We start from the raw sequence: 24,842 nt of genomic DNA, 5'->3' as shown, positions 1-24,842 counted from the left end.
GCATGAGCCTAAGACGCGGTCCGCTGAGCGTAGGGGAGCGGGTCCAGCTGACCGACCGGCGCGGCCGCAAGCTGACGGTCATGCTGGAACCAGGCGGCCTGACCCAAACCGACCACGGTCTTTTGCCGCACGAGGCCATGATCGGTCTGCCCGAGGGGTCGGTGGTGGTGACTATCTCGGCCGACAAGTGGCGGCAGATGCGTCACAAGCAGGGTGCCGACACCGACACAGGGGAGCATGACAGGGCCAAGCCTTGGAAGTCCTCGCGAGGCATCGGAGGATGGGCTTTTACCGTCATACGTCCAAGGCTTGAGGACTACATCCTCTCCATGCCGCGCGGCGCCCAGATCATGTATCCCAAGGATGTGGCCAGGGTCATCCTTCTGGGAGATATCCGTCCCGGCATGAGGGTTCTGGAGTCGGGAGCCGGTTCAGGGGCCATGAGCCTGGGTCTTCTGGATGCCATCGGCGCCGAAGGGAAACTGACCAGCATCGAGCGGCGGGAGGAGTTCGCCAGAATAGCCATGGGCAACGCTACCGTCTTCTTTGGGCAGCGCCCTGCCCAGTGGGATCTGCATACAGGCGACTTCGACACCGTTGCGGCCGACCTGTCAGAGGACGAATTCGACCGTATCGTTCTGGACATGCTGGACCCCTGGAACCGTCTGGATCAGGCCTATCGGGTCATGGCCCCCGGCGGCGTGCTGACCGCCTACGTGACCACCACCACCCAGCTCAGCCGACTGGCCGAGGCCCTGCGCGCCGACGGTCGGTGGACCGAACCCGAGATCATGGAGAGCCTGGAGCGCTCCTGGAAGGCCGACGGTCTGGCGGTCCGACCCGAGCACGAGATGATCGGGCACACCGGCTTCCTCTTGACCAGCAGGGCCATGGCTCCCGGCCAACAGGCTCTGCGCAAGCATATCCGGGCTACCAAGGACTACCAGACCGATGTGGATCAGGGCCGGCGGCCTGCCAAGATCAGCGGCTCAAATCGCGAGCGCGAAAAGGAAGACCTGGAGGACCTCGAGGATTTGGAGTTACGCCGTGTCTCCGATCGCAAGTTGCGCAAGGTGTTGCGTGATCTGGACCATCAGGTGCGCACTCTGGAAGACGGCAAGGAGCAAGAAGGCTGATCGCCCATGGCCCTCACTTTCACCTGGCTCTGTCATAATGGAAAAGACGCCTGATAGGAACTTCGGGAAAGGAAGCATGGCATGGGTTTGCGAAAAGGTCTGAAGGCCGAGGATCTGCGCAGGTGCAGCCGAACCCTCATGCTCATGCGTCATGCCAAGACGGAACGCCAGGGGTCACAGGGCGATCGCAGCCGGCAGCTGACCGAACGTGGCCAGAAACAGGCCCGGATCATGGGCCGTGGATTGACCGCTTTGGGCCTGGTGCCCGACCGCATCATCTGCTCGGGTGCGCCCCGGGCCCGTCAGACCCTGGACGGCATGCTCAAACCCCTGGGTGACGGACCCCGGGTCGACTACCGGGAATCCCTCTATGAGTCCGGCATGCAGGCGGTCTTCGACCAGCTGGCACAGACCGAGGACCGTGACCGCCGGGTCCTCATCCTAGGGCATGAGCCCACCATGTCTATCTGCTCACAGTGGCTGGCCGAGGACAACTCCGATCCTGACCTTTTGGACCTGCTCAATCTTGGACTGCCGCCGGCCACTATGGTCGTGCTGGGGTCTGAGCGTCCATTGACCGACTGGGGAACCCATCAGGCCCGTTTGCTTGGCATTCTGGGCCCCCAGGACCTGGAGGACTGACCGGCGGAACAAGCCTAAGTCAATCTTATGCCGGCAGTCTCAATGAGCATCGGTCTCCTGCCAGCCGCCTCGTCGTTATCGATTCAGGTTATGGCGACACCTTATTTGCACCAATTACCCGCCTCCCCCCGCCGCTGATAGGCTGACCAAAGACATCAGGACGAAACTGGGAGGTTTCATGGCAGCGATTACATCCGTGTCCGGGTTCCCGCGCATCGGTGCGCATCGTGAACTCAAGAGGGCTATTGAGGGCTACTGGAAGGGCGAACGGAATCTGGACGAGGTTCGGCGCACGGCCGCTGATCTGCGGGCCAGGCACTGGCAGCTTCAGCAGCAGGCAGGCGTCGACCTGATTCCCGTCAATGATTTCAGCTACTACGACCAGGTTCTGGATACCTCCATCCTCCTGGGCGTCGTGCCAGAGCGCTATCGGAAGCTGGGCCTGGGTCCCGAGGACACCCTCTTCGCCATGGGCCGCGGCTACCAGGGAGAGCAGGGTGATGTGACCGCCCTGCCCATGAAGAAGTGGTTCACCACCAATTACCACTACCTGGTGCCCGAGATCGATCAGGACACCAAGATCGCCCTGGAAGGTGACAAGCCCTTCAAGGAGTTCCAGGAGGCGCGCGAGCAGGGTATCGCGGCCAAGCCGGTGCTGATCGGCCCCTATACCTTCCTCAAGCTGGCACGCGGCCCCCAGGGCGAGCTGCTGGAACTCGATCCGACACTGGTTCAGGACCTGGCCAAGGCCTACGCGACCATTCTGGAGCGGTTCATCGGCCTGGGCGCCGACTGGGTACAGCTGGACGAACCCTATCTGGTTCTGGACAAGGAACCGGGCGACCAGGACCTCTTCGAGACCCTTTACCAGCCCATCCTCAAGGCTCGCCAGAGCGACCAGGGCAAGGTCCGTATCCTGCTCAACACCTACTTCGGCCATGTGGGCGACTGTTATGCCCGGCTGGCTGACCTGGGCTTCGACGGCATCGGCCTGGATCTGATCGAGGGCAGGGATGAGAATCTGGCGGCCCTCAAGGAGCATGGCGTGCCGGAGGGAACCACCATATTCGCCGGCCTGGTCAACGGCCGCAACATCTGGCGCAACGACTATGCGGTCAGCCTGGGTCTCCTGGATGCCCTGCACCAGGTGACCTCGAACGTGGTGGTGTCCACTGCATGTTCCCTCCTGCATGTGCCCTACACCGTGGCCGACGAGGACGGGCTGGATGCCGACACCGTGCGGCCACACTTCGCCTTTGCCCTGGAGAAGCTGGGCGAGCTGCACGACCTGGCCCAGCTGGCCGATGCCGACGAGGACCAGCGCCGCTCCAGCAAGGCTCTTGCCGACAATCAGAAGCTCTTTGACGGCAGCCGCGTTCAGCCCGACCCGCAGGTGCAGCAGCGCCTGGCCGGTCTGAAGGACGAGGACTTTGTACGCACCCCGGCCCGGCCCGAGCGCCAGAGGATCCAGGCCCAGGAGCTGGGTCTGCCCCTGCTGCCCACCACCACTATCGGCTCCTTCCCCCAGACCGGCGAGGTCCGCGCCGAGCGGGCCCGCCTGCGCAAGAAGGAGATCAGCCAGGAGGACTACGACAACTTCATCGCCCGCAAGATCGACCAGGTCATCGACCACCAGGAACAGATCGGTCTGGATGTTCTGGTCCATGGCGAGTTCGAGCGCAACGACATGGTCGAGTACTTCGGCCAGAACCTCAAGGGTTACCTGTTCACCCGGAATGCCTGGGTCCAGTCCTATGGCACCCGCTGCGTCAAGCCTCCCATCGTCTGGGGGGACATCTCCCGTGCCCGGCCCATCACCGTGCGCTGGTCCTCATACGCCCAGTCCCGCACCAACCATGTGGTCAAGGGGATGCTGACCGGTCCGGTGACCATTCTCAACTGGTCCTGGCCCCGCGAGGACATCGATCACGAGCAGCAGACCCGTCAGCTGGCCCTGGCCATCCGTGACGAGGTCCTGGACCTGGAGGCCGCAGGCATCCGCATCATCCAGATCGATGAGGCCGCCCTGCGCGAGAAGCTGCCGCTGCGGCGCTCCGACTGGCACAGCCGATACCTGGACTGGGCCATCCCCGCCTTCCGGCTGGTCCATTCCGGCGTCAAACCCACTACCCAAATTCACACCCACATGTGCTACTCGGAGTTCAACGACATCATCAAGGACATTGATGCCATGGACGCCGATGTGATCTCCTTCGAAGCCTCCCGCTCCGACCTGACCGTCCTGGATGCCATTCAGGAGGCCAAGTTCGAGACCGAGGCAGGCCCCGGAGTCTATGACATCCACTCGCCGCGCATCCCCTCCACCGAGGAGATCGTGGACCGGATCCACGCCATCCTGAAGAAGCTGGACGCGGCCAAGGTCTGGATCAACCCCGACTGCGGATTGAAGACCCGAGGCGACAAGGAGACCTGGCCCAGCCTGGAGCACATGGTGGCCGCCGCACAGCAGGTGCGTGCGGAGCTATCGTCCAGTCAGGAGTCGGATCATGCATGAGCCTATCTTTTCCCTGGAGGTCTTTCCCCCCAAGCGCGATGCCCCGGTGGGCACCATCTATGACACCCTGGATGGTCTGGAAGGGCTGATGCCCGACTTCATCTCGGTGACCTACGGGACCGGCCGGCGCTCAGACCGCACGGCCACGGCCCGCATAGCCAAGACCATCCATACCGAGTACGGCATCCCTGCCGTGGCGCACTTGACCGCCCAGTATGCGGACCGCGAGGTGATCGATCAGGCCCTGGATATGTTCGACGACGCAGGGGTGGCAGCGGTGCTGGCTCTGCGCGGCGACAGCGTGGAGGGCCGCGAGCCTGCCGGAGTCTTCGACCATGCCAGCGACCTGGCCGCCTACATCCGTTCCCGTCGGCCCAACCTGTCGATTTACGGAGCCTGTTATCCGGAGACCCACCCGGAGGCCGCCTCGCCCGAGGAGGACATCGAGAATCTGAAAATCAAGGTGGATTCCGGCGTGGATCATCTGGTTTCGCAGCTCTTCTACGACAACGCCGATTTTCTGGACTTCCTGGACCGGGCACGGGCAGCCGGCATCCAGGTGCCCATTGAGGCCGGCATCATGCCCATCACCAACGAGGGCCAGGTTCGGCACATGAGCGAGGTCTGCAAGGCGCGGATCCCGGCGGCGGTTGAGTCCATCCTGGAGCGCTGGGGTGACGACCGGGCCAGCCTGCGCGAGGCGGGCATCATCTACGCCTCACAGCAGATAGCCGATCTGGTGGCCCACGGGGTGGATGGCATCCACCTGTACTCCATGAACCACTCTGGCGTTACCAGGCGCATCTGGCACAACGTCCGTCACCTCTTCCGGCAGGTGGGCGCCAAGGAGGAGCCGGTCAGCAGCCAAAAATAACTGCATAAAAAAGGGAATGCCCCGCATCGATGACCGCAATAGCATGATCGCCAGCTTTCAGCGACGCTTTCGGCCTTGATTGTCGGTGCGGGGCCTCAGCCATGGCCACACCTTGAGTGCAGCTCTGTTCAGCGGCGGTATCATGCCAATCAGCAGACCAAGAATCATCCCTCCGATGGTTACCCAGGAGGCCAGGTCACGTCCCAGCAGAATGAGAACGACCACCAGGCCGACCCCGATCAGGGATAGGATCGGTGTCCAGCGTTGCTGCGAGTCGGTCAGCCGGTCGTTTTTCTTTGGCAGAAATCCGTAGATCAGTCCCACCGCCAGCCCTACCAGGGCGCAGGCAATGGTCAGGAGGATATCAGTCAGCTGCATTCTAGGGTTCCTTCATTCATGATTGCTCAGGCAGGATCTTTCTGGTGCCGCGCAGGGCGTGGACGCGGGCGTTGGCTCTGGCCATGGCATCCAGCTGCTCCTGATCCTGGATGACATCCTCGGGATCAATGCCTGAAATCAGCGCGATTACGGTCTCATAGGTGGTCTTGGCCGTAGGCAGGACGCCCACCAGCCGACCTTGACGCATGACTGCTATGCGGTCGGAAACCGCGAAGACATCCGGCAGATCGTGGCAGACCATGAGAATGCTGCGGCCCTCGGAACGCATGCGCTTGATGTAATTGAGCACCTCGGCGGACTGCATGACCGATAAGGAGGCCGTCGGCTCGTCCATGAGGATCAGTTCGGGATTGTCCAGCAAGGTCCTGGCGATTGAGACGGTCTGTTTTTGTCCCAGGGAGAGGGTGGCCATGGGTTGGCCTACTCGGATGGGGGAGGACAGCGACTGCAGGACCTGACGGGTACGCCGACGCATGGCTTCGTCATCACGACGATGGTGACGATCACGCAGTTCCTTGCCCAGGAAGAGGTTGGAGGAGACATCCAGGTTGTCGCAGAAGTCCTGCCCTTGGAAGACGGCTGCGATGCCCAACTGATTGGCGACTCTGATCGAGGGAATGTTGGTTGGTCGGCCCTTCCAGATCAGCGTACCCCGATCGGGTCGGATCAGGCCTGACAAAATCCTGACCAGGGTGGACTTGCCTGCTCCATTGTCGCCCACGACGGCAAGCACCTCGTGTTGGCGAATATCCAGGCTTACATGTTTGAGGGCCTCAACGAACCCGAACCTGATGCAGAGGTCGTCCATCTGCATCAAGACAGTGGTTTCATGCAATCCAGGTCACCTCCTCTACGATGATCGACCCGCGGATTCTGTGGACACATCAATGTGTTCGTTGACGCTATCGACAGCCATCATAGCCGCCCCCAGAGCCGATCCGGTAATCGGATAGCGGGCAGGGAGCACCTCCATGGGGACCATGGCGTCGGGGAAGAGCATGCGCTGGAGAGTCTCCCGAAGGGGCTCCAGAAACACATCGTCTGTTGTGCTCAGGATGCCTCCCAGGACCACTACCTCGGGATCCACGGCGTTGCAGAGATCAGCCACTACATTGCCGATGCGGATGGCGGCATCGCCTACGATCCGCCGGCAGCCTGGATCCCCCTTGACGGCATTGGCCACCAGATCCTCCAAGGTCATGTTCCCATGGGTTACGCTCAGCAAGGAGACCAGGCGGTTCTCATCCACCACGGTATTCAGGCACCCACGGTTGCCGCAGATGCAGATATCGCCCAGGGGATCCACCTGAACATGGCCGATCTCGCCGGCGAGCCCGGTGGTGCCCCGCCAGACCTCGCCGTTGATGACGATCCCCGAGCCCACACCGTCGTTGGCGTGGATGTAGACGAAGTTTCGTCTGCCGACCGCCACGCCCATTCTCAATTCGGCCATGGCCGCGAAGTTGGCGTCGTTGTCCACTTGGACCGGCACCTGGAAGGCCTCGTGGAAGGTGCCTATCAGATCCTCCTTGTCCCAGCCTCGCAGGATGCCGGGAATGGCCAGCTGGTGAGTCCTGCAGTCCACAGGGGCCCCCATGGCCAGGCCTATACCGACAAGCTCATCCGGTTGGGCACCAATGGAAGTCAGCGTCTCCTTGATCAGAATCATGGCCCGTTCCAGGGTGGTGTCCGGCTTGTGCTGCCGTGGCAGGGCCATATCATGCTCTGCCAGGATGGCATGGCTGGCATCGACCACTTCCAGCCGCATCTCGTGACGGCCGATGTAGAGCCCGACCCCGAGGCCCTTGCGGCGGGCCAGCATGACCAGGGTGGCGCGACGGCCGTTTCTGGTGGTGGAGGATGTCTCCAGAAGTCCCTGATCGCCCATCTGACGTACCAGGTTGGAGACAGTCGCTGTTGAGAGCCCGGTATTTTCAGCCAATTCGATCTGGGTCATGGCGCCGAATCTTCGGATCGTATCCAGCAGTAGGGCACGGTTGGCCTCGCGCAGTGAGGACTGTGAACCGAACAATCGATGTGCCATAGGTTCCAGTGTAGCCAAGATCGTGGCTTGCCCCCGCCCAGTGCACCCCTTGCGCCGGTGAAAGTTAAAAGTTCGAGCGAATTATTAAGTTCATGTACGAAACAGATAAATAGATAATCAGCTTTATTGAGTTGATAAAGTTAACGCAATTGGGTATGCTGACCACTGGGCCTGCAATGAAGGGGCCCAGGCAGACGGAGATGCCTGCCAGAGAATTCAAGGATGAAGGAGTCTTCATGAAGATGATGCAACGAACCATGGCGGCAGTCATTGGCGTCGCCATGCTGACCGGACTGGGCGCCTGCGGCGGATCACGTGCCTCCAGTTCCTCCCAGGAGGGAGGGGCGATCAGCAAAGGCGCCACCATCGGTGTTTCCATGCCCACCAAGTCAGAGGAGCGTTGGAACAAGGACGGCAACAATCTGAAGACCAAACTGGAGAAGGCCGGCTACAAGGTAGTGCTCTCCTTCGCGGATGACAAGCCCGCCCAGCAGAACGCCGACATCGAGAACATGGTCAACAAGGGCGCCAAGATCGTGGTGGTGGCCTCCAAGGACGGCACCGCCGTGGGGCCTGCTGTCGAGAAGGCCAAGGATGCCGGGGCCAAGGTCATCGCCTATGACCGGCTGATCATGAACACCAAGGCTGTTGACTACTATGCGACATTCCAGCTTGAGCGCACCGGCGTGCTGGAGGCCAACTGGTTGATCGATCAGCTGGGACTCAAAAACGGAGCCAAGGGTCCATTCAATATTGAGCTCTTCACCGGTTCTCCCGATGACAACAACGCCAAGTACTTCTTCAAGGGCGCCTGGGAGCTGCTGCAGCCCTACTTCAAGTCGGGCGTTCTGGTCAGCCCCTCCCAGCATGGCGGCGGCGTGACCAAGGACTTCAAACTCTCCGACTGGCAGAAGATCTCGGTCCAGTCCTGGAAGACCGAACAGGCCCAGAAGGATATGGAGTCCATTCTCGATTCCACCTACGCCCACGGCGAGCGTTTGGATGCCGTGCTGAGCCCCTACGACGGCATCAGCCAGGGGGTCATCAACGCCATCCAGTCCAAGAGGCCCGACATCCAGCCCAATACTGACAGCTGGCCCAAGATCACCGGACAGGACGCCATGGAGATCTCCGTGGCCAACATCTCCAAGGGACTGCAGGGTCAGACCGTCTTCAAGGACGTCAACAAGCTGGCCGAGGCCGTCTACGACATGATCATCGAAATTGCCCAGGGCAAGAAGGTTACCGGCATCAACGGCACCTTTGACAACAACAGCATCAAGGTGCCCTCGAAGCTGCTGGATCCCAAGGCCATCACCAAGGACAACCTGACCGATCTGGTCAAGGCGAACTACCTGACCCAGGAACGATTCGATCAGCTGACCAAGTGAGGTCGGCATCACAGTCGCGCCGGACCGTCCCGCTTCCAGTCAAGGGGAGGGACGGTCGGCGCACAGGAGGTGAAAGCATGTCCGACGAGGACATCTTGTTGCGAATGCAGGGGATCACCAAGACCTTCGGTCCGGTAAAGGCCCTGTCCAATGTCGATATGGACGTGCGCAAGGGCGAAATCCATGCCATCTGCGGGGAAAACGGGGCCGGCAAGTCCACCCTGATGAACGTGCTGTCCGGGGTCTACCCGCATGGCAGTTATACCGGCGAGATCCTGTTCGATGGCAAGCCTTGCCGCTACCGCACCATCAATGATTCGGAGGACGACGGCATCGTCATTATCCATCAGGAGCTGGCGCTGAGCCCCTTCCTGTCAATTGCCGAGAACATCTTCCTGGGCAATGAACAGGCCCACAATGGCGTAATGGACTGGGATACCACCAGGGCCAAGGCCTCGCGTCTCTTGGAGCGTGTGGGCCTGAACGAGAAACCAGACACCAGGGTCATGGATCTTGGAGTGGGCAAGCAGCAACTGGTGGAGATCGCCAAGGCGCTGTCCAAGCACGTCAGGCTGCTGATTCTGGATGAGCCCACAGCCGCCTTGAACGACGATGATTCCGAGCATCTGCTGGATCTGGTCAGGCAGCTGCGTGACCAGCAGGGAGTGACCAGTATCCTCATCACCCACAAGCTGGGCGAGGTGGGTCAGATTGCGGATGGTGTGACCATTCTGCGCGATGGCTCCACGGTGGGCGGTATGCGAATTGATGCGGACCACCCTCTTGATCAGGATCTGCTCATCCAGAAGATGGTCGGCCGTGAGCTGACCAACCTCTATCCCGAGCACGTGCCACACATCGGCAAGGAGGTGCTCAAGGTCAGCGATTGGACCGTCCACCATCCGCAGGATCCCTCCCGCACCGTGGTCGATCATGCCAATCTGGTGGTTCACCAGGGTGAGATCGTCGGACTGGCGGGACTCATGGGTGCTGGTCGCACCGAAATGGCCATGAGCATCTTCGGGCGGTCCTACGGCAGCCATATCAGCGGCAGAATCGAGATGCATGGCCGTCAGGTCGAGCTGCCGAACGTCCAGTCGGCCATCGATTCGGGCCTGGCCTACGCCACTGAGGACCGTAAGGTTTTCGGACTCAACCTGCTGCAGAACATCAGGGAAAATGCCTCCATGGCTTCGCTCAAGAAGATGAGCAGTCACGGGGTCATGAACGAGAACCTGGAGAGGGCACGGGTGGAGGAGTACCGCAAGGACTTCAACATCAAGTGCAGCAACATCGACGTGCCCGTTTCCACCCTTTCCGGCGGTAATCAGCAAAAGGTCGTGCTGGCCAAGTGGGTGATCTCGGATCCTGATGTGCTCATCCTGGACGAGCCCACCCGAGGCATTGATGTGGGGGCCAAGTACGAGATCTACGAGATTATCGACCGGCTGGTCGACCAGGGCAAGGCTGTGGTGGTCATCTCCTCGGAGTTGCCCGAGCTGATCGGCATCTGTGACCGGATTTATACGGTCAGCCAGGGGGTCATCACCAACAACGTGGAGCGTCAAGACTTCTCGCAGGAATATCTGATGAAGGGCATGACCCAGGAAAAGAAGGGAGTGGCAGCCTGATGAGCTCGCCCAACAGCAACAAGAGCACCGCCCAGGCGGTGGAACAAGAACAGGCAGGGCCAGGCATTCTGGCCTCCCTGGCCAGCAACGCCCGCCAGTACGGCATCGTCGGCGCCCTGGTGGTCATCGTGGTCGTCTTCGAAATACTGACCAAGGGGGTGCTGCTCAAACCAAACAGCTTCGTCTCGCTGATCCAGCAGAACGCCTACGTGATCATCCTGGCCATCGGCATGGTCATGGTCATCATCGCCACCCACATTGATCTGTCCGTGGGCTCCTTGGTGGCCTTCATCGGTGGCGTCTGCGCCATCCTCATGGAACATATGGGAGTCAACTGGATCCTGGCCATCGGCCTGTCCCTGATCGTGGGTCTGCTGATCGGCATCTGGCAGTGATTCTGGGTCGCTGTCATCGGCATTCCAGGATTCATCACCACCCTGGCCGGCATGCTGATCTTCCGTGGTCTGGCCACAGTCATCGTCGGCGAGTCCGTGCCCATCACCTCCGCTCAGTTCAGGGGGATCGCCCGTGACTACCTGCCCAACATCCTGGGATGGTGGGGGCCATTCGACGGCCTGACCGTGGTGCTGGGCATCATCTGCATCCTGGCCTATGCCTGGTCGCAGATCGCCCGCCGCCGCAAGACCCTTGCCGTAGGTCTGGTTCCCGAACCCAAGGCCTTGATGACCGGCAAGATCATCGTGGCCGCAGTCGTCATCCTCTTCGTGACCTACCTGCTGGCCTCCTCCGGCAATGAGAACCAGGGCGGAACACCCATAATGCTGGTCATTGTGGCCGTATTGGTCCTGATCTACAACTTCATCCTCACCAGGACCGTCTTCGGCCGGCATGTCTATGCGGTGGGCGGCAACCGCAAGGCCGCTGTGCTTTCGGGCATCAACGCTAAGCGGGTGGACTTCACGCTCTTCGTCCATATGGGCTTCCTGTCGGCTGTGGCAGCCATCTGCATGCTTTCACGACTGGCCTCGGCCACTGCTCAGGCAGGCATGGAGTTCGAAATGGATGCCATCGCCTCCTGCTTCATCGGCGGCACGGCTGTCACCGGCGGCATCGGAACCATTCCCGGGGCCGTCGTTGGAGCCTTCGTCATGGGCGTGATCAACCAGGGGCTGTCCATCATGGGTGTGGATACAGCCATCGTCAAGACCATCAAGGGCCTGGTGCTCCTGCTGGCTGTGGCCATTGATGTCATGTCCAAGCGCCGCAAGAGCTGACCTGACCATCGGCTTAGGGGACGGGCACTTCGCGTCCCCTAAGCCGATCATTCATCTTTCGAACATCTGCAAAAAGGAGCACAATCGTGCGTATCACCGGCAAGGCCCGTTCTCGGATGTATGGCCTCACTGCTGCTGCCTGCGCCATCTGGCTGGTCCAATCCTTGGCTGAGGCCGTGCGGGACGGCAGCCTGCTGACATGGCCCACACTGATCTTCACCGTGTGCCTGACTGTCGTCACCGTATACTGTGCCGTCTGCGCCTTCCGGGAGGGTCGCAAGGGCTGACGACCCGTCACCCCTATAATGCCTGTACCGGTTCTACAGATATCAGAGTCGTTGTGGAGCCTTAAGCAAAGGCAGGGGATGAGTCATGGAAGATCCAGCGCAACCGACCACTTCGACCCTGATCCACCTTGGGCTGCACGACCTGGACAAGGCCCGGGTTCGGCTGGATCGGCTTGCCCGTCTGGTGGACGATCGGGAGCTGGAGCAAACCCTGGTCCAGAGCCTCGACCAGGCCTGCGATCCGGACGAAGCTCTTGCTGGGCTGATACGAATCCTGGAGCAGTGTCCGCAGGGAGCCAGGCCGGATTTTCTGGCCGGATCTCCGCAGGAAAACCAAGAGGCCGCCCAGTCGCTGATCCGGGTGCTGGGGGCCTCGGAGGCCATGGGGCGACTGATGCGCTCGCGGCCGGAGCTGGTAGAGGCAGCCGCCCTGGACCCCGACCACTTGGCTGACTGCCCGGCGGAAACCAGGCAGAAGCGGGTTCTTGACGCCTTGGACAGGGTGGAAACAAATGCGGATTCGGCACCCTCATTGGCGGCCTACGCCGATGCACTGCGGTTTGAATACCGGTTGCAACTGGCTGCCGTCATGGCCCGGGATCTGGCAGCTGAGGATCCCCTGGAGCTGGAGCCAGCAATCAGCCGGGCCCTGTCCGACATGGCCGACGCTGCCTTGCAGGGTGCCCTGAGCATCGCCTGCCGTCAGGTTCCCGATGCGGATTTATGTCGTCTGACCGTCATTGGCATGGGTAAGCTGGGTGCCCAGGAACTCAATTACGTATCCGATGTGGACATCATGTACTTGGTGGAGCCGGCATCAGGGACGGATTCGAAGGAGACCGATCCCATCGCTGTGGGCACTGCCATGACCGTCCTCCTGCAGCGGGTCTGCCAGGCAGTCATTCCCGGATCGACCGAGCCGCCGCTTTGGAAGGTTGATACTGCCCTTCGGCCCGAGGGGCGTGACGGCCCCCTGGTGCGGCGTCTGGCCTCTTACGCTGACTACTATGCCCAATGGGCTGAAAATTGGGAGTTCCAGGCCCTGCTCAAGGCTCGTCCGGTCGCGGGCGACAAGGCCCTGGGCCAGGAGTATGCGGCCATGGTCGAACCCCTGGTTTGGGGTGCCTGCCAGCGTCCCAACTTCGTCTACGACTGCCAGCGGATGCGCCAACGGGTGGAACGACTGATACCCGAGGACCGCAAGGAGCGTGAGATCAAGCTGGGTCAGGGGGGACTGCGGGACGTGGAATTCACCGTCCAGATGCTCCAGCTGGTCCATGGCTCCAGCGACCCCGATCTGCGTTGTCCGGCCACCCTGGATGCCCTGCAGGCACTGGCCCAGGGCGGCTACATCTCCGCCAGGCACGGCGACCTGCTGGATCACGACTATCGGTTCGAGCGGGTCATGGAGCATCGTCTGCAGATCTGGCAGCTGCGTCGCACCCATCTCTTTCCGAAAATCAACCGTTCAGGTACTCTCGGCCAGCGGCCGCCCAGCCTGGAGGAACTGGAGAACAACCGCGATCTGCGACGGCTGGCCCGGGCCTTTGGCCTGCATGCCGACCAGATGTTGGCCCAATACCAGGCCACCAGGATCGAGGTCCGCAACCTTCACCAGGCCATCTACTTCCGCCCCATGCTGCCTATCAACGCCCAGGTGGACGAGGACGAGGTCAGCCTGCGCCCCCAGGCGGCCCGCGCACGGTTCGCCTCCATCGGATTTGCCGACCCCGATGCAGCCATCCGCCACGTTACAGCGCTGACTACAGGGGTGACCCGATCGGCGCGGATCAACCGTATTCTCATGCCCGCTGTTCTCCAGTGGCTGGGTGAGGGACAGGATCCGGACATGGGATTGCTGGGCTGGCGAACTCTGGAGGAACACTTCGGCGGCAAGAGCACCTACCTGGGCTTCCTGCGGGACTCCACCTCGGCCGCCCGCCGCCTCTGCCACGTCCTGTCCAACTCACGCTACCTGTCCGGCGCCCTGGCCCGGTCCGTCCAGTCGGTCACCTGGCTGGGCCATGACCAGGACATGATCCCCCGTGATCGAGCCACCCTTGACAAGCGTGCCGCGGCCTATCGCACCCGCCATGCGGACTCGCTGGAGGAGTTCGCCACCGCAGTGCGGGCCATGCGCCGACAGGAGATCGAGCGGATCGGGTTGGGCTGGATGAGCGGTGTGGACGATCAGCAGGCCTGCCTGGCGGGCATGTCCGATGTCTACGATGCAGCCATCAATGCAGCCTTGGACTGGGCTGTGGACCACCGTCTGCGACAGGCTAGCGCACCAGCCGATCTGGCCGTCATCGGCATGGGTCGCTACGGAGGCAGGGAGGTCAACTTCAACTCGGACGCCGATATCATGCTGATCTACCGTCCTGCGTCAGGCGCCGACCAGGACCAGGCGGCCGAATTCGCACGTGGGGTGACCGCCGACCTGCGGGCCGTCCTGGCTGGACGGGCCAGCCTGGAACCCGGCATCGACCTGGACTTTGACCTGCGCCCCGAAGGACGCCAGGGTCCTCTGGTGCGCTCCCTGGACTCCTACCAGCGTTACTACCGAGAATGGTCCGAGACCTGGGAACATCAGGCTCTGATCCGGGCCAGGTTTGCAGCCGGAAATGCGGACCTGGCCAAGGCCTTTCTGGAGGGTACGGCCAATCCGCTGCGCTACCCTCAGCAGCCGCCCAACGAGGAGGAGCTGGGGCAGATTCGCCGGCTCAAGGCCCGTATGGAAGCTGAGCGGCTGCCGCGCGGCGTGCGCCGGGACCGGCACCTGAAGCTGGGTCGGGGAGGGCTGTCTGATGTGGAGTGGACGGTCCAGCTCCTCCAGCTGCGTCATGCCCACGATCTGCCTGAGCTGCAGGTCACCGGCACGCTGACAGCCCTGGACGCCCTGGAGGCTGCGGGACTCATCGAGACCAAGGATGCCAAGGCCCTACGCCGCAGCTGGGTGCTCTGCACTGCAGCCCGCAACGCCAACTTCCTCTGGTCCGGACGTGTTTCCCAGGCGGACATCCTGCCGGACGATGGGCAGGTTCTGGGAGGCATCGCAGTCTGCCTGGGCTACCCGGCCCACCGGGGCCAGCACTTTGTCAACGAGCTGCTGGCGTCCATGCGCCGCTGCAGGCAGGTCATGGAACGGCTCTTCTACGGGGGCTGACCCTGGGTCCATCCGGGGTCGTATGCTTGTTCAGGTCACATAAGGTGGCCACCTTGAGGAAGGTGAGCCGTTGTCCCAACAAGTTGATCACGCATCCAACACCTCTTCCGTCGTCGTTCCCCTTCGTGGGCGAAGTGTGGTTACTCTCGACGACATTCCCATGACCCAGATCCTGGACCTGCTGGATCGGGCGGCCTACATCGACACCCATCGCCGCCAGGTGGCCCACACCTGCGACGGCCGGGTCCTGGCCACGCTCTTCTATGAACCCAGCACCCGCACCCGACTCAGCTTCGAGACGGCCATGCTCCGTCTGGGCGGCCAGGTCATCGGGTTCGCCGGCGCCCAGCTGGCCAGCGTCTCCAAGGGGGAGTCCATCAGCGACACCCTGAAGACGGTCTCCAACTACGCCGACATCGTGGCCATCCGCCATCCCAAGGAGGGTGCCGCCCTGGTGGCCTCCCAGGCAGCTACGGTCCCGGTCATCAACGCTGGCGACGGTGGACACATGCATCCGACCCAGACCCTGACCGACCTGGCCACCATCCGCGCCCGCAAGGGTCGGCTGAACCACCTGACCATCGGCCTGTGCGGGGACCTGACCTTCGGCCGCACCGTCCACTCCCTGATCACCACCCTCTGCCGCCTGGGCCATGTGGACTTCGTCCTGATCAGCCCCGACGAGCTGCGTACCCCCGAATACGTCCTGGAGAGGATCCGCTCCTCGGCCGACTGCACCTACCGGGAGACCGGGGATCTGAACGGGGTCATCGGTGACCTGGACGTGCTCTACATGACCCGTGTCCAGCAGGAGCGCTTCTTCAACGAGGACGACTACCTGCGCCTGCGCGACACCTACATTCTGAATGCGGACAAGCTTCGGTCCGCGCGTCCTGACATGGCCATCCTCCACCCACTGCCCAGGGTCAATGAGATCGCCGTGGAGGTGGACGATGATCCGCGTGCGGCCTACTTCCAGCAGGTCCGCAATGGCATGCTGGTCAGGATGGCCCTGGAGAGCGCCCTGCTGGGTGACGAGCTGCCCGGTTATCGCAAGCAGAAGGAGGTGGCGGCATGAAGGTCACTAGCATTGTTGACGGCATCATCATTGATCACGTTCGTGCGGGCACAGCCCTGAAGGTCTTGCACTACCTGCGCGTGGACCCGGCGAAGACCCGGCTGGCCCTGATCATGAATACGGACAGCCGCAAGTACGGGTCCAAGGACATCATCAAGATCGAGCAGACCGGGGATCTGGACCTGACCGCCCTGGGGTTCATCGCCCCCGAGGCCACCGTCGATGTGGTCCGCCAGGGCAGGATCGTCAGCAAGCATCAGCCTGACCGCCCCAACCATCTGGTCAACGTCATCACCTGCGTCAACCCCCGTTGTGTGACCACGGTGGAGACCGGTGTGGACCAACGCTTCCACCTGGACGATGCCGGGGTCTACCGCTGCGACTACTGCGACGAGAAGGCTGAAGACTGACATGCGGCTGCTGGGGTTGACTGATTGGCGCAACGGCAGGGCGGTCGATCTGGTGCTTCCCCAGGCAGTTGAAAGCGCGCTGATTGACGAGACCGGTGCCATGTCGGCAGGGGCGGATCAGATAGACGCTTCGGGGCTGGTACTGGCTCCGGCCCTGGTCGATCCCCACGTCCACCTGCGTGATCCTGGGCAGACCGATAAAGAGGACATGGTCACCGGCGCAGCTGCCGCAGCGGCTGGAGGCTACGGGCTGATACTGCTCATGCCCAACACCCGGCCCGCCATGGACGGCCATGCCAGGATGGTCGACGGGCGCACGGTCATCGACTACCTGGAATCCTATGAGCGTGACCACGGGCTGCGCCTGCCGGTGGACTATGCCCTCTGCGTGGCTGCTACCAAGGACCGGGCAGGCCGTCGGGCCTCAAACCCAGACGACTGGTCGGGGCACCTGCCTGGCCACGGATGGGCACACCCTGTAGTGGCCATCAGCGACGACGGCTCGGCCGTCACCGACCAGGCCCTGGAGGCTGTGGCCGCCAATGCCCGGGAATTCGATCTGCCCATCCTGGACCACTGTGAACACCACGAACACGGTCAGGTCAACCTTGGTGCTGTCAGCCGTCAGTTAGGACTGGAGGGGATTCCAGCCTCCACCGAGACCGCCATCATCAATCGGGACATCGCCCTGGCGGAACGCACCGGCACCAGGGTGCATCTGCAACATGTCAGCACCGCCGGCGGGTTCGAAGCCGTCCGCCGGGCCAAGGCCCAGGGTCTGCCGATCACCTGCGAGACCGCACCCCACTATCTTGCCCTCTGTGACGAGGACCTGCTGCGTTGCGGCAGCATGGCCAAGATGAACCCCCCGCTGCGCTCCCGCGCCGACCAGCAGGCCGCCCTTGAGGCCGTGGCCGACGGCACTGTGGACATGATCGCCACCGACCACGCCCCCCACACTCTTGCTGAGAAGGCTTTGGGGCTCAAGGATGCCCCCAACGGCATCATAGGCCTGGAGACTGCCTACGCGGTCTGCAACCAGGTCCTGGTCAAAAGCGGGCTCATCAGCCATGACCGCCTGATTGAGCTTATGTCCCTGGCCCCGGCCGAGCTCATGGGCATGCACCGGTTCCTGCCCGAAGACCTGCCCTCGCACAAGGCCAACAAGGTCAATAAGGCCGGCCAGCCACCCGTCGATTTGGTCGTCTTGGACCCCGAGGCCAAGTGGAAGGTTGATCCCAACCGCTTCCACTCCAAGGCGAGGAACACCCCCTTCGCCGGGGCGGAACTGACCGGACGGGTCATGGCCACCATCAAGGATGGGCGTCTGGTCTTCTCCCGCCTGCCCGCAAGCCGTGTCATCACCAGGGAAAGGAACTGAGCATGGACCGACTGACCGCGCTCATCCAGGACAAGCAGAATCCGACCGTGGTCGGCCTGGATCCGCGACCGGAACTGCTGCCCAGCCAGCTGATCGAACAGGCCCGGCAGCGCGCCGCCGGGAGCATGGCCCAGATGGGCCTGGACCCCAAGGACCCGCAGCAGACCCAGGGCGAACAGGCTCAGGCCGTCTGGGCTGACCACCTGGCACGGGCCTATCTGCGCTTCAACCTGTCCATCCTGGAAGGCGTGGGCGACCTGGTGCCCGCAGTCAAGCCCCAGATCGCCATGTACGAGACCCTGGGGCCCTGGGGCATCAGGGCCTACACCGGCACCTGCCGGGCTGCAGCCGACCGCGGCCTCTATGTCATCGGGGATGTCAAGCGCGGCGACATCGGCTCAACAGCTGAGGCCTACGCCGCCCACCTGGACGGGCTTCCCCTGCCCTTCAATCCGGGGCAGGCAGTGGATGGGCCGGCCCCAACAGGGGGGAGGTTCCCCTGGTACGAGGATGCCCTGACCATCAATGTCTACCTGGGCTCCGACGGTGTTGAACCCTTCCTGGAGGCGGCCGGGCACATCCAGGGAGACCTCTTCGCCCTGGTGCGCACCTCCAATCCCTCAGGCAACCAGATCCAGGAATTGGGCCTGGACGTGAGCTCGGGCGGGGGCACCATTTATCAGCGCCTGGGCGACCTGGTCGAATCCTGGGGGCAGTCCTCCATCGGCCAATCGGGCTACTCCAGGCTTGGAGCTGTGGTCGGTGCCACCCATCCCGAGGACGGCGCACTGCTGCGCCGGGCCATGCCCCACACCTTCTTCCTGGTCCCCGGCTATGGAGCCCAGGGTGGTTCGGCGGCCGACGTGGCGCCCATGTTCGACCGGTCCGGCGGCGGCGCTGTGGTCAACTCCTCACGGGGGATCATCGCAGCCTGGCGGAAGGATCCGGACTACAGCCCGCAGCTGAGCGTTCAGGCAGCCCTAGGCATGGTCACCCGCGATGCCCGCCAAGCCGCGCAGGCCATGAAGGACGATCTCAATCAGGCGATCAAGGAGGCCCGATGAAACCCAACCTCTTCATATCCACCAGCCGGGTGGAGGAGCAGGCCCAAGAGGCAGGCCGACTGCCCGGACGGCGCACCGCCCAGGTCACCGGCATGGAGCCCTTGGACCGGCAGGTCTGGCGGATGATCATCCGCGACCCCTACCTGGCAGCCCACGCCCCGGCAGGAGCCTTCATCAACCTCTACTCGGCCGACCGGATGACTATGATGCCCAGACCCTTCGGCATCAGCCGGGTTCTGGAGGGCGAGCAGATTGAGATCATCTTCGCCGTAGTGGGCCAAGGAACCTACGAGTTCTCCCGACTGCAGCCAGGCATGGCTGTGGACCTGCTGGGGCCCCTGGGTCATGGCTTCGACCTGAAGAAGCCGGCTCACTATCTGCTGGTGGGCGGCGGCCTGGGCGTCCCCCCGCTGATCCGCGCAGCCCAGTGCCTGCAAGGTCGGTCCGGAGTGCGTACCACCGCCCTGCTGGGCTACCGGGACCACCGGTTCGCGGATGCCATCATGGGCTCGCTGACCGATCGGCTGGAATCCATCGACAATGCCTCCGGGGATGTGATAACCCTTTTGGACCGTGTTCGCGGCGACATCGATCCCGGGCGAACTATCATCCTGACCTGCGGCCCCCTGCCCATGATGCGGGCCGTGGCCGCCTGGGCCCGTAAGGCCGGCCTGCCTGCCCAGTGCTGCATGGAGTCCCGAATGGGGTGTGGCTATGGCACCTGCGTGGCCTGCGTGGTCGACACCGTGGACGGCAGACTCAAGGTCTGCAAGGACGGCCCGGTCTTTGGCGCCGACCGTCTGATCTGGGATGCAGGCGGGGACAAGAAGGAGGCACGATGAGCGGGCTGACAATCATGGATCCTCTGGAGCCGCACACCTGGCGGCATGGCACTGTTGTGGCCGGCATGCCCTGGAAGAACCCGGTGGGCACGGCCTCGGGCACCTTCAACCTGGATGCCTGCGGGGGCTATTACGACGTCTCCCAGATGGGTGCCATCTCCACCAAGGGTGTTTCACCGGTTCCCTGGGAAGGCAACCCCACGCCCAGGACCGCCGAGAGCCCAGCCGGCATGGTCAACTCCGTAGGTCTGCAGAACCCGGGTGTGGACCATTATCTGGTGGACGAGCTGCCCAGACTCAAGGCCCTGGGAGCCAATGTGGTCACCAATGTGGCCGGTCACAGCGACGAGGACTATGCCACAGTCGTGGAACGCTTGGCCGACTCCCCGGCGGACATGCTGGAGATCAACGTCTCCTGCCCCAACGTCTCCCACGGTGGGATGTCCGTAGGCACCGACGCCAAGGCCCTGAACCGGCTGATCATCCGCCTTCGGGCCCTGACCGACAAGCCCATGGTGGTCAAGCTGACCCCCAACGTCACCGACATCGTGGAGGTGGCCCGGGCGGCCGTCGATGGGGGAGCGGATGCCCTCAGCCTGATCAACACCCTGGTGGGCATGCGTATCGACATCAACACGGGCAGGCCCATCCTGGCCCAGGGCACCGGCGGTGTCTCAGGCCCCTGCATCCTGCCCATAGCCTTGTCCTTCGTCTGGCGGGTGCGCCAGGCACTGCCCGAGGTTCCCATCATCGGCATCGGGGGCATCGACTCGGGACGCACGGCCTTGGAATTCCTCTATGCGGGGGCCAACGCCGTGGAGGTCGGGGCTGCGGCCCTGGTAGACCCTGTGGCGCCCATGAGGGTGGCCCGGGAGCTGGACGATCTGTTGGACGAGCGGCCCAAGCTGGCCGATTTGCTCAAGAAAGGGGAGTGCTGGCGATGAGCGCATCCGCAGCCGAAAACACGACCAACCAAGACGGGGAAGACCAGGAGGAGACCCGCCGAATCCAGGAGGGCTTCACCAGCTTCCTGCTGCAGAGCGGGGCCCTCAAGTTCGGTGACTTCACTCTGAAGTCGGGGCGACGCTCGCCCTATTTCATCAACGCCGGAGCCTTCAATGACGGGCGGTTGATCGCCCTGCTGGGGGAGTTCTACGCCCGGACCATCGTGCAGGCCGTGAAGCGGGGGACCCTGCCCGCCGACATCGACACGGTTTTCGGCCCGGCTTATAAGGGGATTCCCTTGGCCGTCTCCACAGCCATCGCTTTGAGCGGGGCGCACGAGATGCCGGTCGGCTACACCTTTGACCGCAAGGAGGTCAAGGACCATGGCGACGGAGGCCTCATGGTCGGCACCCAGCTCAGGGACGGCATGAGGGTGTTGCTGGTGGATGACGTCATGACCGCCGGGACCGCGGTTCGCCAGGTGGTGCCCAAGATTATGTCCCAGGCCAAGGTGACCATCGTTGGCCTGGTGCTCTCCGTGGACCGGATGGAGCGCACCGGACAGGGCCAGGGCTCGGCTGTTGAGTCCATCATGGACGAATTCCACTTCCCGGTCATCAGCATCGTCAACGTCCGTCAGATCTTCGATGCGGCTGCCTCCATGAAGGGCCCGGACGGGTCGCCCATTCTGGATCAGCGCACGGCCGATGCCGCCAGGGACTATCTGGAGCGCTACGGGGCCTGAGCAAGGACCGGCTCATATCAGCACATTCTTCGGACGGTCCTGCTGTCGGCCGACCCTCGTGTAGATTGGTAAAGGTCCGGCGGGCAGGCCGACGGATCATCATCGCAAGGAAGGCCATGGATCATGACAAAACCTCTGGGACAGAACGGTCATGAGGAACCGGACCAGGCTACGGCCGACGCGGTGAATGCGACCAAGCCTGCCGTTTCGGCCACTTCGGCTGATGCAGTGAAACCTGCTGAAGGGCGAATTGCCGCTGAGGAGAAACCCGTAGAGACAGGTCAGCCTCAGGAGAGCGGCTCTGAAGACAGTGCACCTGCACAGAGCTCGCGGAGGGTTCCGTTGATACTGGTGGCGGTGGCTCTTGTGCTGGTGCTTGCGGCAGGCATCTACATGCTGTGGGCTGATCATGCAACAGGCAACCAGTCAGCCCAAAAGCCCTCATCAGGAGCGTCGACCGCGCAAGTCAGCCATGGTCCCAGCGGGGACGCCAAGGCCTACAAGGCCCTGCAAGAGGTCACCGTCAAGCCTTCGGTGGCCGACGACCAGGGAGGGCTGACTGTTTCAGCCAAGGGGGTCGGCAGCAAGAAGAAGGTTGCCGACGCACCGACCCTTGAGATCTTCATGGACCCCATGTGCCCCTGGTGCGGCAAGGTGGGCCGGGTCATCGATCCCCAGCTGCAGCGCATGATCAGCGCCGGTCAGATCAACGTCACCTACAACTTTTTGAACTTCCTGGATTCGGCTTCCAGCGACCAGTACTCCAGCCGCGTGGACAACGCTTTGGCCATGGTGGCCCAGGAGGATCCGGATCATCTGCCGGCCTTTGCTGCCGCCGTCTTTGCAGCAGACTTCCAGCCCAATGAAAGCTCCTATCAGGCGGTCTCCGATGCACGTCTGGCCGACAAGGCCGTGGGCGTGGGCGTGCCCAAGGCTTTGGCAGACCGTTTCGCCCAGGGCACCTACCGGCCATGGGTGGACAAGGTCAATGCCTATGCCATCACCCGCAAGGACGCCAAGGACGCCAAAGGGGAGTTCTCGACTCCCACCATCATGATCAACGGCAGGGTCTGGGATCTGACCGCAGCAGCCAAGAGCCAAGGCGGATTGGAACATCTGGATCGAGCTCTGCTCAAGGCCCTGGGACTCAAATCGCAGGATGTGGGCCACCAGGGGAAGATGCCCTCCATCGGAGCGCAAGGAAAAGCATTGGCAGTAAAGTGAACCGCGACTGGTGACCAGCGGCGAAGTTCACTCGTCACCGCTACAGGAGGAACTGTTACCTCTTGGACTGTCGCTTGCCTGGCTCTTACTTGTCTGACTCCTGTTCGATCAGCGAATATCCGTGTTTGGACACCACCTGGCGCAGCTTGTCCAGGTAGAGGTCGGCGGCATGGGACAGTTTGGTCCGGCTGTTGACGATCCAGCCCACCAGCATGGATTCATCCGACTCCAGGGGGACGCTGACGATTTTCTCGTTGTTCAGATCCTCGTTATCGATGCCGGTGCAGACCGTGTAGGCGTTGAGCCCGACGATGAAGTTGAGCATGGTGGCCCGGTCACTCACGGTGATCTGCTTGGGGGAGTAGTCGGGCCAGACCGCCTCCTCGGCAAAGTAGAAGGAACCCTCTTCGCCCTGCTCGTACTGCAGGAAGGGGTAGGGTTCCAGATCCTTCATGGTCACCATGGCCCGATCGGCCAGGGGGTTGGTCCTGGCGAGGAAGACATGCAGGTCCGCCCGGAAGAGGGGGTGGAAGTCCAGATGTTTCTCGCGGAGCATCTTGGACAGGACCCGTTTGTTGAAGTCGGACTCGTAGATGATGCCGATCTCGGACTGGAGGGTGGCCACCTGGTCGATGATGTCCCTGGTGCGCGTCTCCCGTATGGTGAATTCGTACTCGTCCGAATCGATGGAATTGATCATCTCCACGAACGCTTCCACGGCGAACATGTAGTGCTGGGTGGAGACCCGGCAGAGCTGCTTGCGGGGCCTGACCTGCCGGTAGCGGGCCTCCAGCAGGTCGGTCTGGTCCAGAATCTGCCGGGCGTAGGTCAGGAATTCCGCGCCGTCCACGGTCAGAGCAATCCCCTGCGAATGGCGAGTGAAGATTTCGATGCCCAGCTCGTTCTCCAACTCCTTGACCGATGAGCTCAGGGCCGGCTGAGAGATGTAGAGCTCATGCGAGGCCTCGTTCATGGAGCCGCATTCGACAATCTTGACGATGTAGCGCAGTTGGAGCAGTGTCATATAAGCCAATCTATACCCAAGGCCCTATCGGCCCAGGGCCGCGGTTTCCGCCATGCCTTGGTTTGCGGCCTCCTGATCAAGATAGCGACCCGGGCCCTGGACCTGGGGGTTGCCGTCTTCATCGGTCTCGAAGCTGTAGACCATAGGGACGCCGGTGGGCACGTTGATGGATCGAATGTCCTTGTCGTCAACGTCCTCAAGGACCTTGATCAGGCTGCGGACCACGGAACCATGGGTGACGATGAGCACGGTCCGGCCCTGGGCCAGGTTGGGGGCTATCCGGCTGCGCCAATAAGGATGCAGACGAAGTAGCAGGTCCTTGAGGCACTCGGCACGGATCTCGGCCGGGTTCTGGTTGTCCAACCCGTCGCGCATGGCCGGGGCATAGCGCGGATCCCCTCCCTGAAAGTAGGGTGAATCGGTTTCGATGGCCGGAGGCCGAACATCGTAGGAACGTCGGTAGATATTGAATTGCTGCTGGCCGTAGCGTTCCAGCATGGCCGGTCGCGTCTGTCCCTGGAAGGCGCCATAGTGGCGCTCGTTCAGCCTCCAGGTGCGTTCCACCGGAATCCAGGCCCGATCAACCAGATCCAATACCGTGTTGGCGGTGACGATGCTGCGGGTCAGCAGTGAGGTGAAGACCATGTCGGGCAGCAGGCCTGACTCCTTGAGCAGCTGTCCGGCATGGCGGGCCTGGTCCAGTCCGCGTTCCGTCAGGGGCACGTCCACCCAACCGGCGAAACGGTTGACCGACTTCTGAGTCCAGACGCTTTCCCCATGACGCATGACGATGAGCTGCGAGGTCATCG

General features: G+C 62.6%; 21 protein-coding genes and 1 pseudogene. 17 read left to right on the top strand and 5 right to left on the bottom strand.

Features of this window, described 5'->3' with window-relative positions:
* Positions 1-2: 2 nt before the first annotated feature.
* The 4 genes from CI601_RS06080 (at position 3) to metF (ending at position 5,167) form a co-directional block, all read left to right on the top strand.
* Complete coding sequence (locus CI601_RS06080; protein ID WP_121914692.1) at positions 3-1,136, top strand: tRNA (adenine-N1)-methyltransferase; 1,134 nt, start codon at positions 3-5, stop codon at positions 1,134-1,136.
* A gap of 81 nt (positions 1,137-1,217) precedes the next feature.
* Positions 1,218-1,778: a histidine phosphatase family protein gene (locus CI601_RS06075; protein ID WP_121914691.1), complete on the top strand. Its 561-nt coding sequence runs from the start codon at positions 1,218-1,220 to the stop codon at positions 1,776-1,778.
* 178 nt (positions 1,779-1,956) lie between these two features.
* The gene (gene metE / locus CI601_RS06070) at positions 1,957-4,293 is read left to right on the top strand and encodes a 5-methyltetrahydropteroyltriglutamate--homocysteine S-methyltransferase (RefSeq protein WP_121914690.1); all 2,337 of its coding nucleotides are present in this window, start codon (positions 1,957-1,959) and stop codon (positions 4,291-4,293) included.
* Positions 4,286-5,167, top strand: a complete 882-nt coding sequence (metF, locus tag CI601_RS06065) for a methylenetetrahydrofolate reductase [NAD(P)H] (RefSeq protein ID WP_121914689.1) — start codon at positions 4,286-4,288, stop codon at positions 5,165-5,167. Before metE ends, metF begins: the two co-directional genes overlap by 8 nt.
* A 57-nt stretch (positions 5,168-5,224) precedes the next feature.
* On the opposite strand, the gene CI601_RS06060 is transcribed toward metF, so the two are convergent.
* The 3 genes from CI601_RS06060 to CI601_RS06050 are packed head-to-tail and all read right to left on the bottom strand — an operon-like array spanning position 5,225 to position 7,610.
* On the bottom strand, positions 5,225-5,545 hold the full coding sequence (locus CI601_RS06060; protein WP_024627982.1) for a hypothetical protein: 321 nt from the start codon (positions 5,543-5,545) through the stop codon (positions 5,225-5,227).
* A gap of 16 nt (positions 5,546-5,561) precedes the next feature.
* Positions 5,562-6,401 (bottom strand): ATP-binding cassette domain-containing protein, encoded by an 840-nt coding sequence (locus tag CI601_RS06055; protein ID WP_024627983.1) that lies wholly within the window; start codon positions 6,399-6,401, stop codon positions 5,562-5,564.
* 15 nt (positions 6,402-6,416) lie between these two features.
* Entirely contained in the window at positions 6,417-7,610 is a 1,194-nt protein-coding gene (locus CI601_RS06050; RefSeq protein ID WP_121914688.1) for an ROK family transcriptional regulator, read from the bottom strand.
* A gap of 236 nt (positions 7,611-7,846) precedes the next feature.
* Between CI601_RS06050 and CI601_RS06045 the strand changes: the two genes are divergently transcribed.
* The 13 genes and pseudogenes from CI601_RS06045 to CI601_RS05985 all read left to right on the top strand — a co-directional run bounded on the left by CI601_RS06045 (position 7,847) and on the right by CI601_RS05985 (position 23,009).
* Positions 7,847-9,001, top strand: coding sequence for a sugar-binding protein (locus tag CI601_RS06045; RefSeq protein ID WP_121914824.1), 1,155 nt, complete (start codon positions 7,847-7,849; stop codon positions 8,999-9,001).
* A 77-nt stretch (positions 9,002-9,078) separates the two neighbouring features.
* Entirely contained in the window at positions 9,079-10,632 is a 1,554-nt protein-coding gene (locus tag CI601_RS06040; protein ID WP_121914687.1) for a sugar ABC transporter ATP-binding protein, read from the top strand.
* Positions 10,632-11,867, top strand: a pseudogene (gene mmsB / locus CI601_RS06035) (multiple monosaccharide ABC transporter permease). Before CI601_RS06040 ends, mmsB begins: the two are co-directional and overlap by 1 nt.
* An 86-nt stretch (positions 11,868-11,953) precedes the next feature.
* Positions 11,954-12,154, top strand: coding sequence for a carbon starvation protein (locus CI601_RS06030; protein WP_121914686.1), 201 nt, complete (start codon positions 11,954-11,956; stop codon positions 12,152-12,154).
* An 85-nt stretch (positions 12,155-12,239) separates the two neighbouring features.
* The gene (locus CI601_RS06025) at positions 12,240-15,320 is read left to right on the top strand and encodes a bifunctional [glutamine synthetase] adenylyltransferase/[glutamine synthetase]-adenylyl-L-tyrosine phosphorylase (RefSeq protein WP_121914685.1); all 3,081 of its coding nucleotides are present in this window, start codon (positions 12,240-12,242) and stop codon (positions 15,318-15,320) included.
* Positions 15,321-15,390: 70 nt separating this feature from the next.
* Positions 15,391-16,398, top strand: coding sequence for an aspartate carbamoyltransferase (pyrB, locus tag CI601_RS06020; protein WP_121914684.1), 1,008 nt, complete (start codon positions 15,391-15,393; stop codon positions 16,396-16,398).
* On the top strand, positions 16,395-16,808 hold the full coding sequence (locus tag CI601_RS06015; RefSeq protein ID WP_045924450.1) for an aspartate carbamoyltransferase regulatory subunit: 414 nt from the start codon (positions 16,395-16,397) through the stop codon (positions 16,806-16,808). The genes pyrB and CI601_RS06015 overlap by 4 nt, the downstream gene beginning before the upstream one ends.
* Position 16,809: 1 nt before the next feature.
* Positions 16,810-18,189 carry a dihydroorotase gene (locus CI601_RS06010; RefSeq protein WP_121914683.1) on the top strand — a complete coding sequence of 460 codons (1,380 nt, stop codon included), beginning with the start codon at positions 16,810-16,812 and terminating at the stop codon, positions 18,187-18,189.
* Positions 18,190-18,191: 2 nt separating this feature from the next.
* On the top strand, positions 18,192-19,253 hold the full coding sequence (gene pyrF / locus CI601_RS06005) for an orotidine-5'-phosphate decarboxylase (protein WP_121914682.1): 1,062 nt from the start codon (positions 18,192-18,194) through the stop codon (positions 19,251-19,253).
* Entirely contained in the window at positions 19,250-20,095 is an 846-nt protein-coding gene (locus CI601_RS06000; protein WP_121914681.1) for a dihydroorotate dehydrogenase electron transfer subunit, read from the top strand. Before pyrF ends, CI601_RS06000 begins: the two co-directional genes overlap by 4 nt.
* Complete coding sequence (locus CI601_RS05995) at positions 20,092-21,039, top strand: dihydroorotate dehydrogenase (protein ID WP_121914680.1); 948 nt, start codon at positions 20,092-20,094, stop codon at positions 21,037-21,039. The genes CI601_RS06000 and CI601_RS05995 overlap by 4 nt, the downstream gene beginning before the upstream one ends.
* Positions 21,036-21,785, top strand: coding sequence for an orotate phosphoribosyltransferase (gene pyrE, locus CI601_RS05990; protein WP_259465340.1), 750 nt, complete (start codon positions 21,036-21,038; stop codon positions 21,783-21,785). Before CI601_RS05995 ends, pyrE begins: the two co-directional genes overlap by 4 nt.
* Positions 21,786-21,908: 123 nt before the next feature.
* Positions 21,909-23,009: a thioredoxin domain-containing protein gene (locus CI601_RS05985; protein ID WP_121914679.1), complete on the top strand. Its 1,101-nt coding sequence runs from the start codon at positions 21,909-21,911 to the stop codon at positions 23,007-23,009.
* 85 nt (positions 23,010-23,094) lie between these two features.
* On the opposite strand, the gene CI601_RS05980 is transcribed toward CI601_RS05985, so the two are convergent.
* Both CI601_RS05980 and CI601_RS05975 read right to left on the bottom strand, forming a co-directional pair.
* Positions 23,095-24,033, bottom strand: a complete 939-nt coding sequence (locus tag CI601_RS05980; RefSeq protein WP_121914678.1) for a LysR family transcriptional regulator — start codon at positions 24,031-24,033, stop codon at positions 23,095-23,097.
* A 24-nt stretch (positions 24,034-24,057) separates the two neighbouring features.
* On the bottom strand, positions 24,058-24,840 hold the full coding sequence (locus CI601_RS05975) for a 2,3-diphosphoglycerate-dependent phosphoglycerate mutase (RefSeq protein ID WP_121914677.1): 783 nt from the start codon (positions 24,838-24,840) through the stop codon (positions 24,058-24,060).
* Between the last annotated feature and the right edge of the window lie 2 nt (positions 24,841-24,842).

Origin of the sequence: Bifidobacterium sp. wkB344 (assembly GCF_003688305.1) — a bacterium.
Lineage (GTDB): Bacteria > Actinomycetota > Actinomycetes > Actinomycetales > Bifidobacteriaceae > Bombiscardovia > Bombiscardovia mizhiensis.
This window is presented reverse-complemented; position numbering and strand designations above follow the sequence as displayed.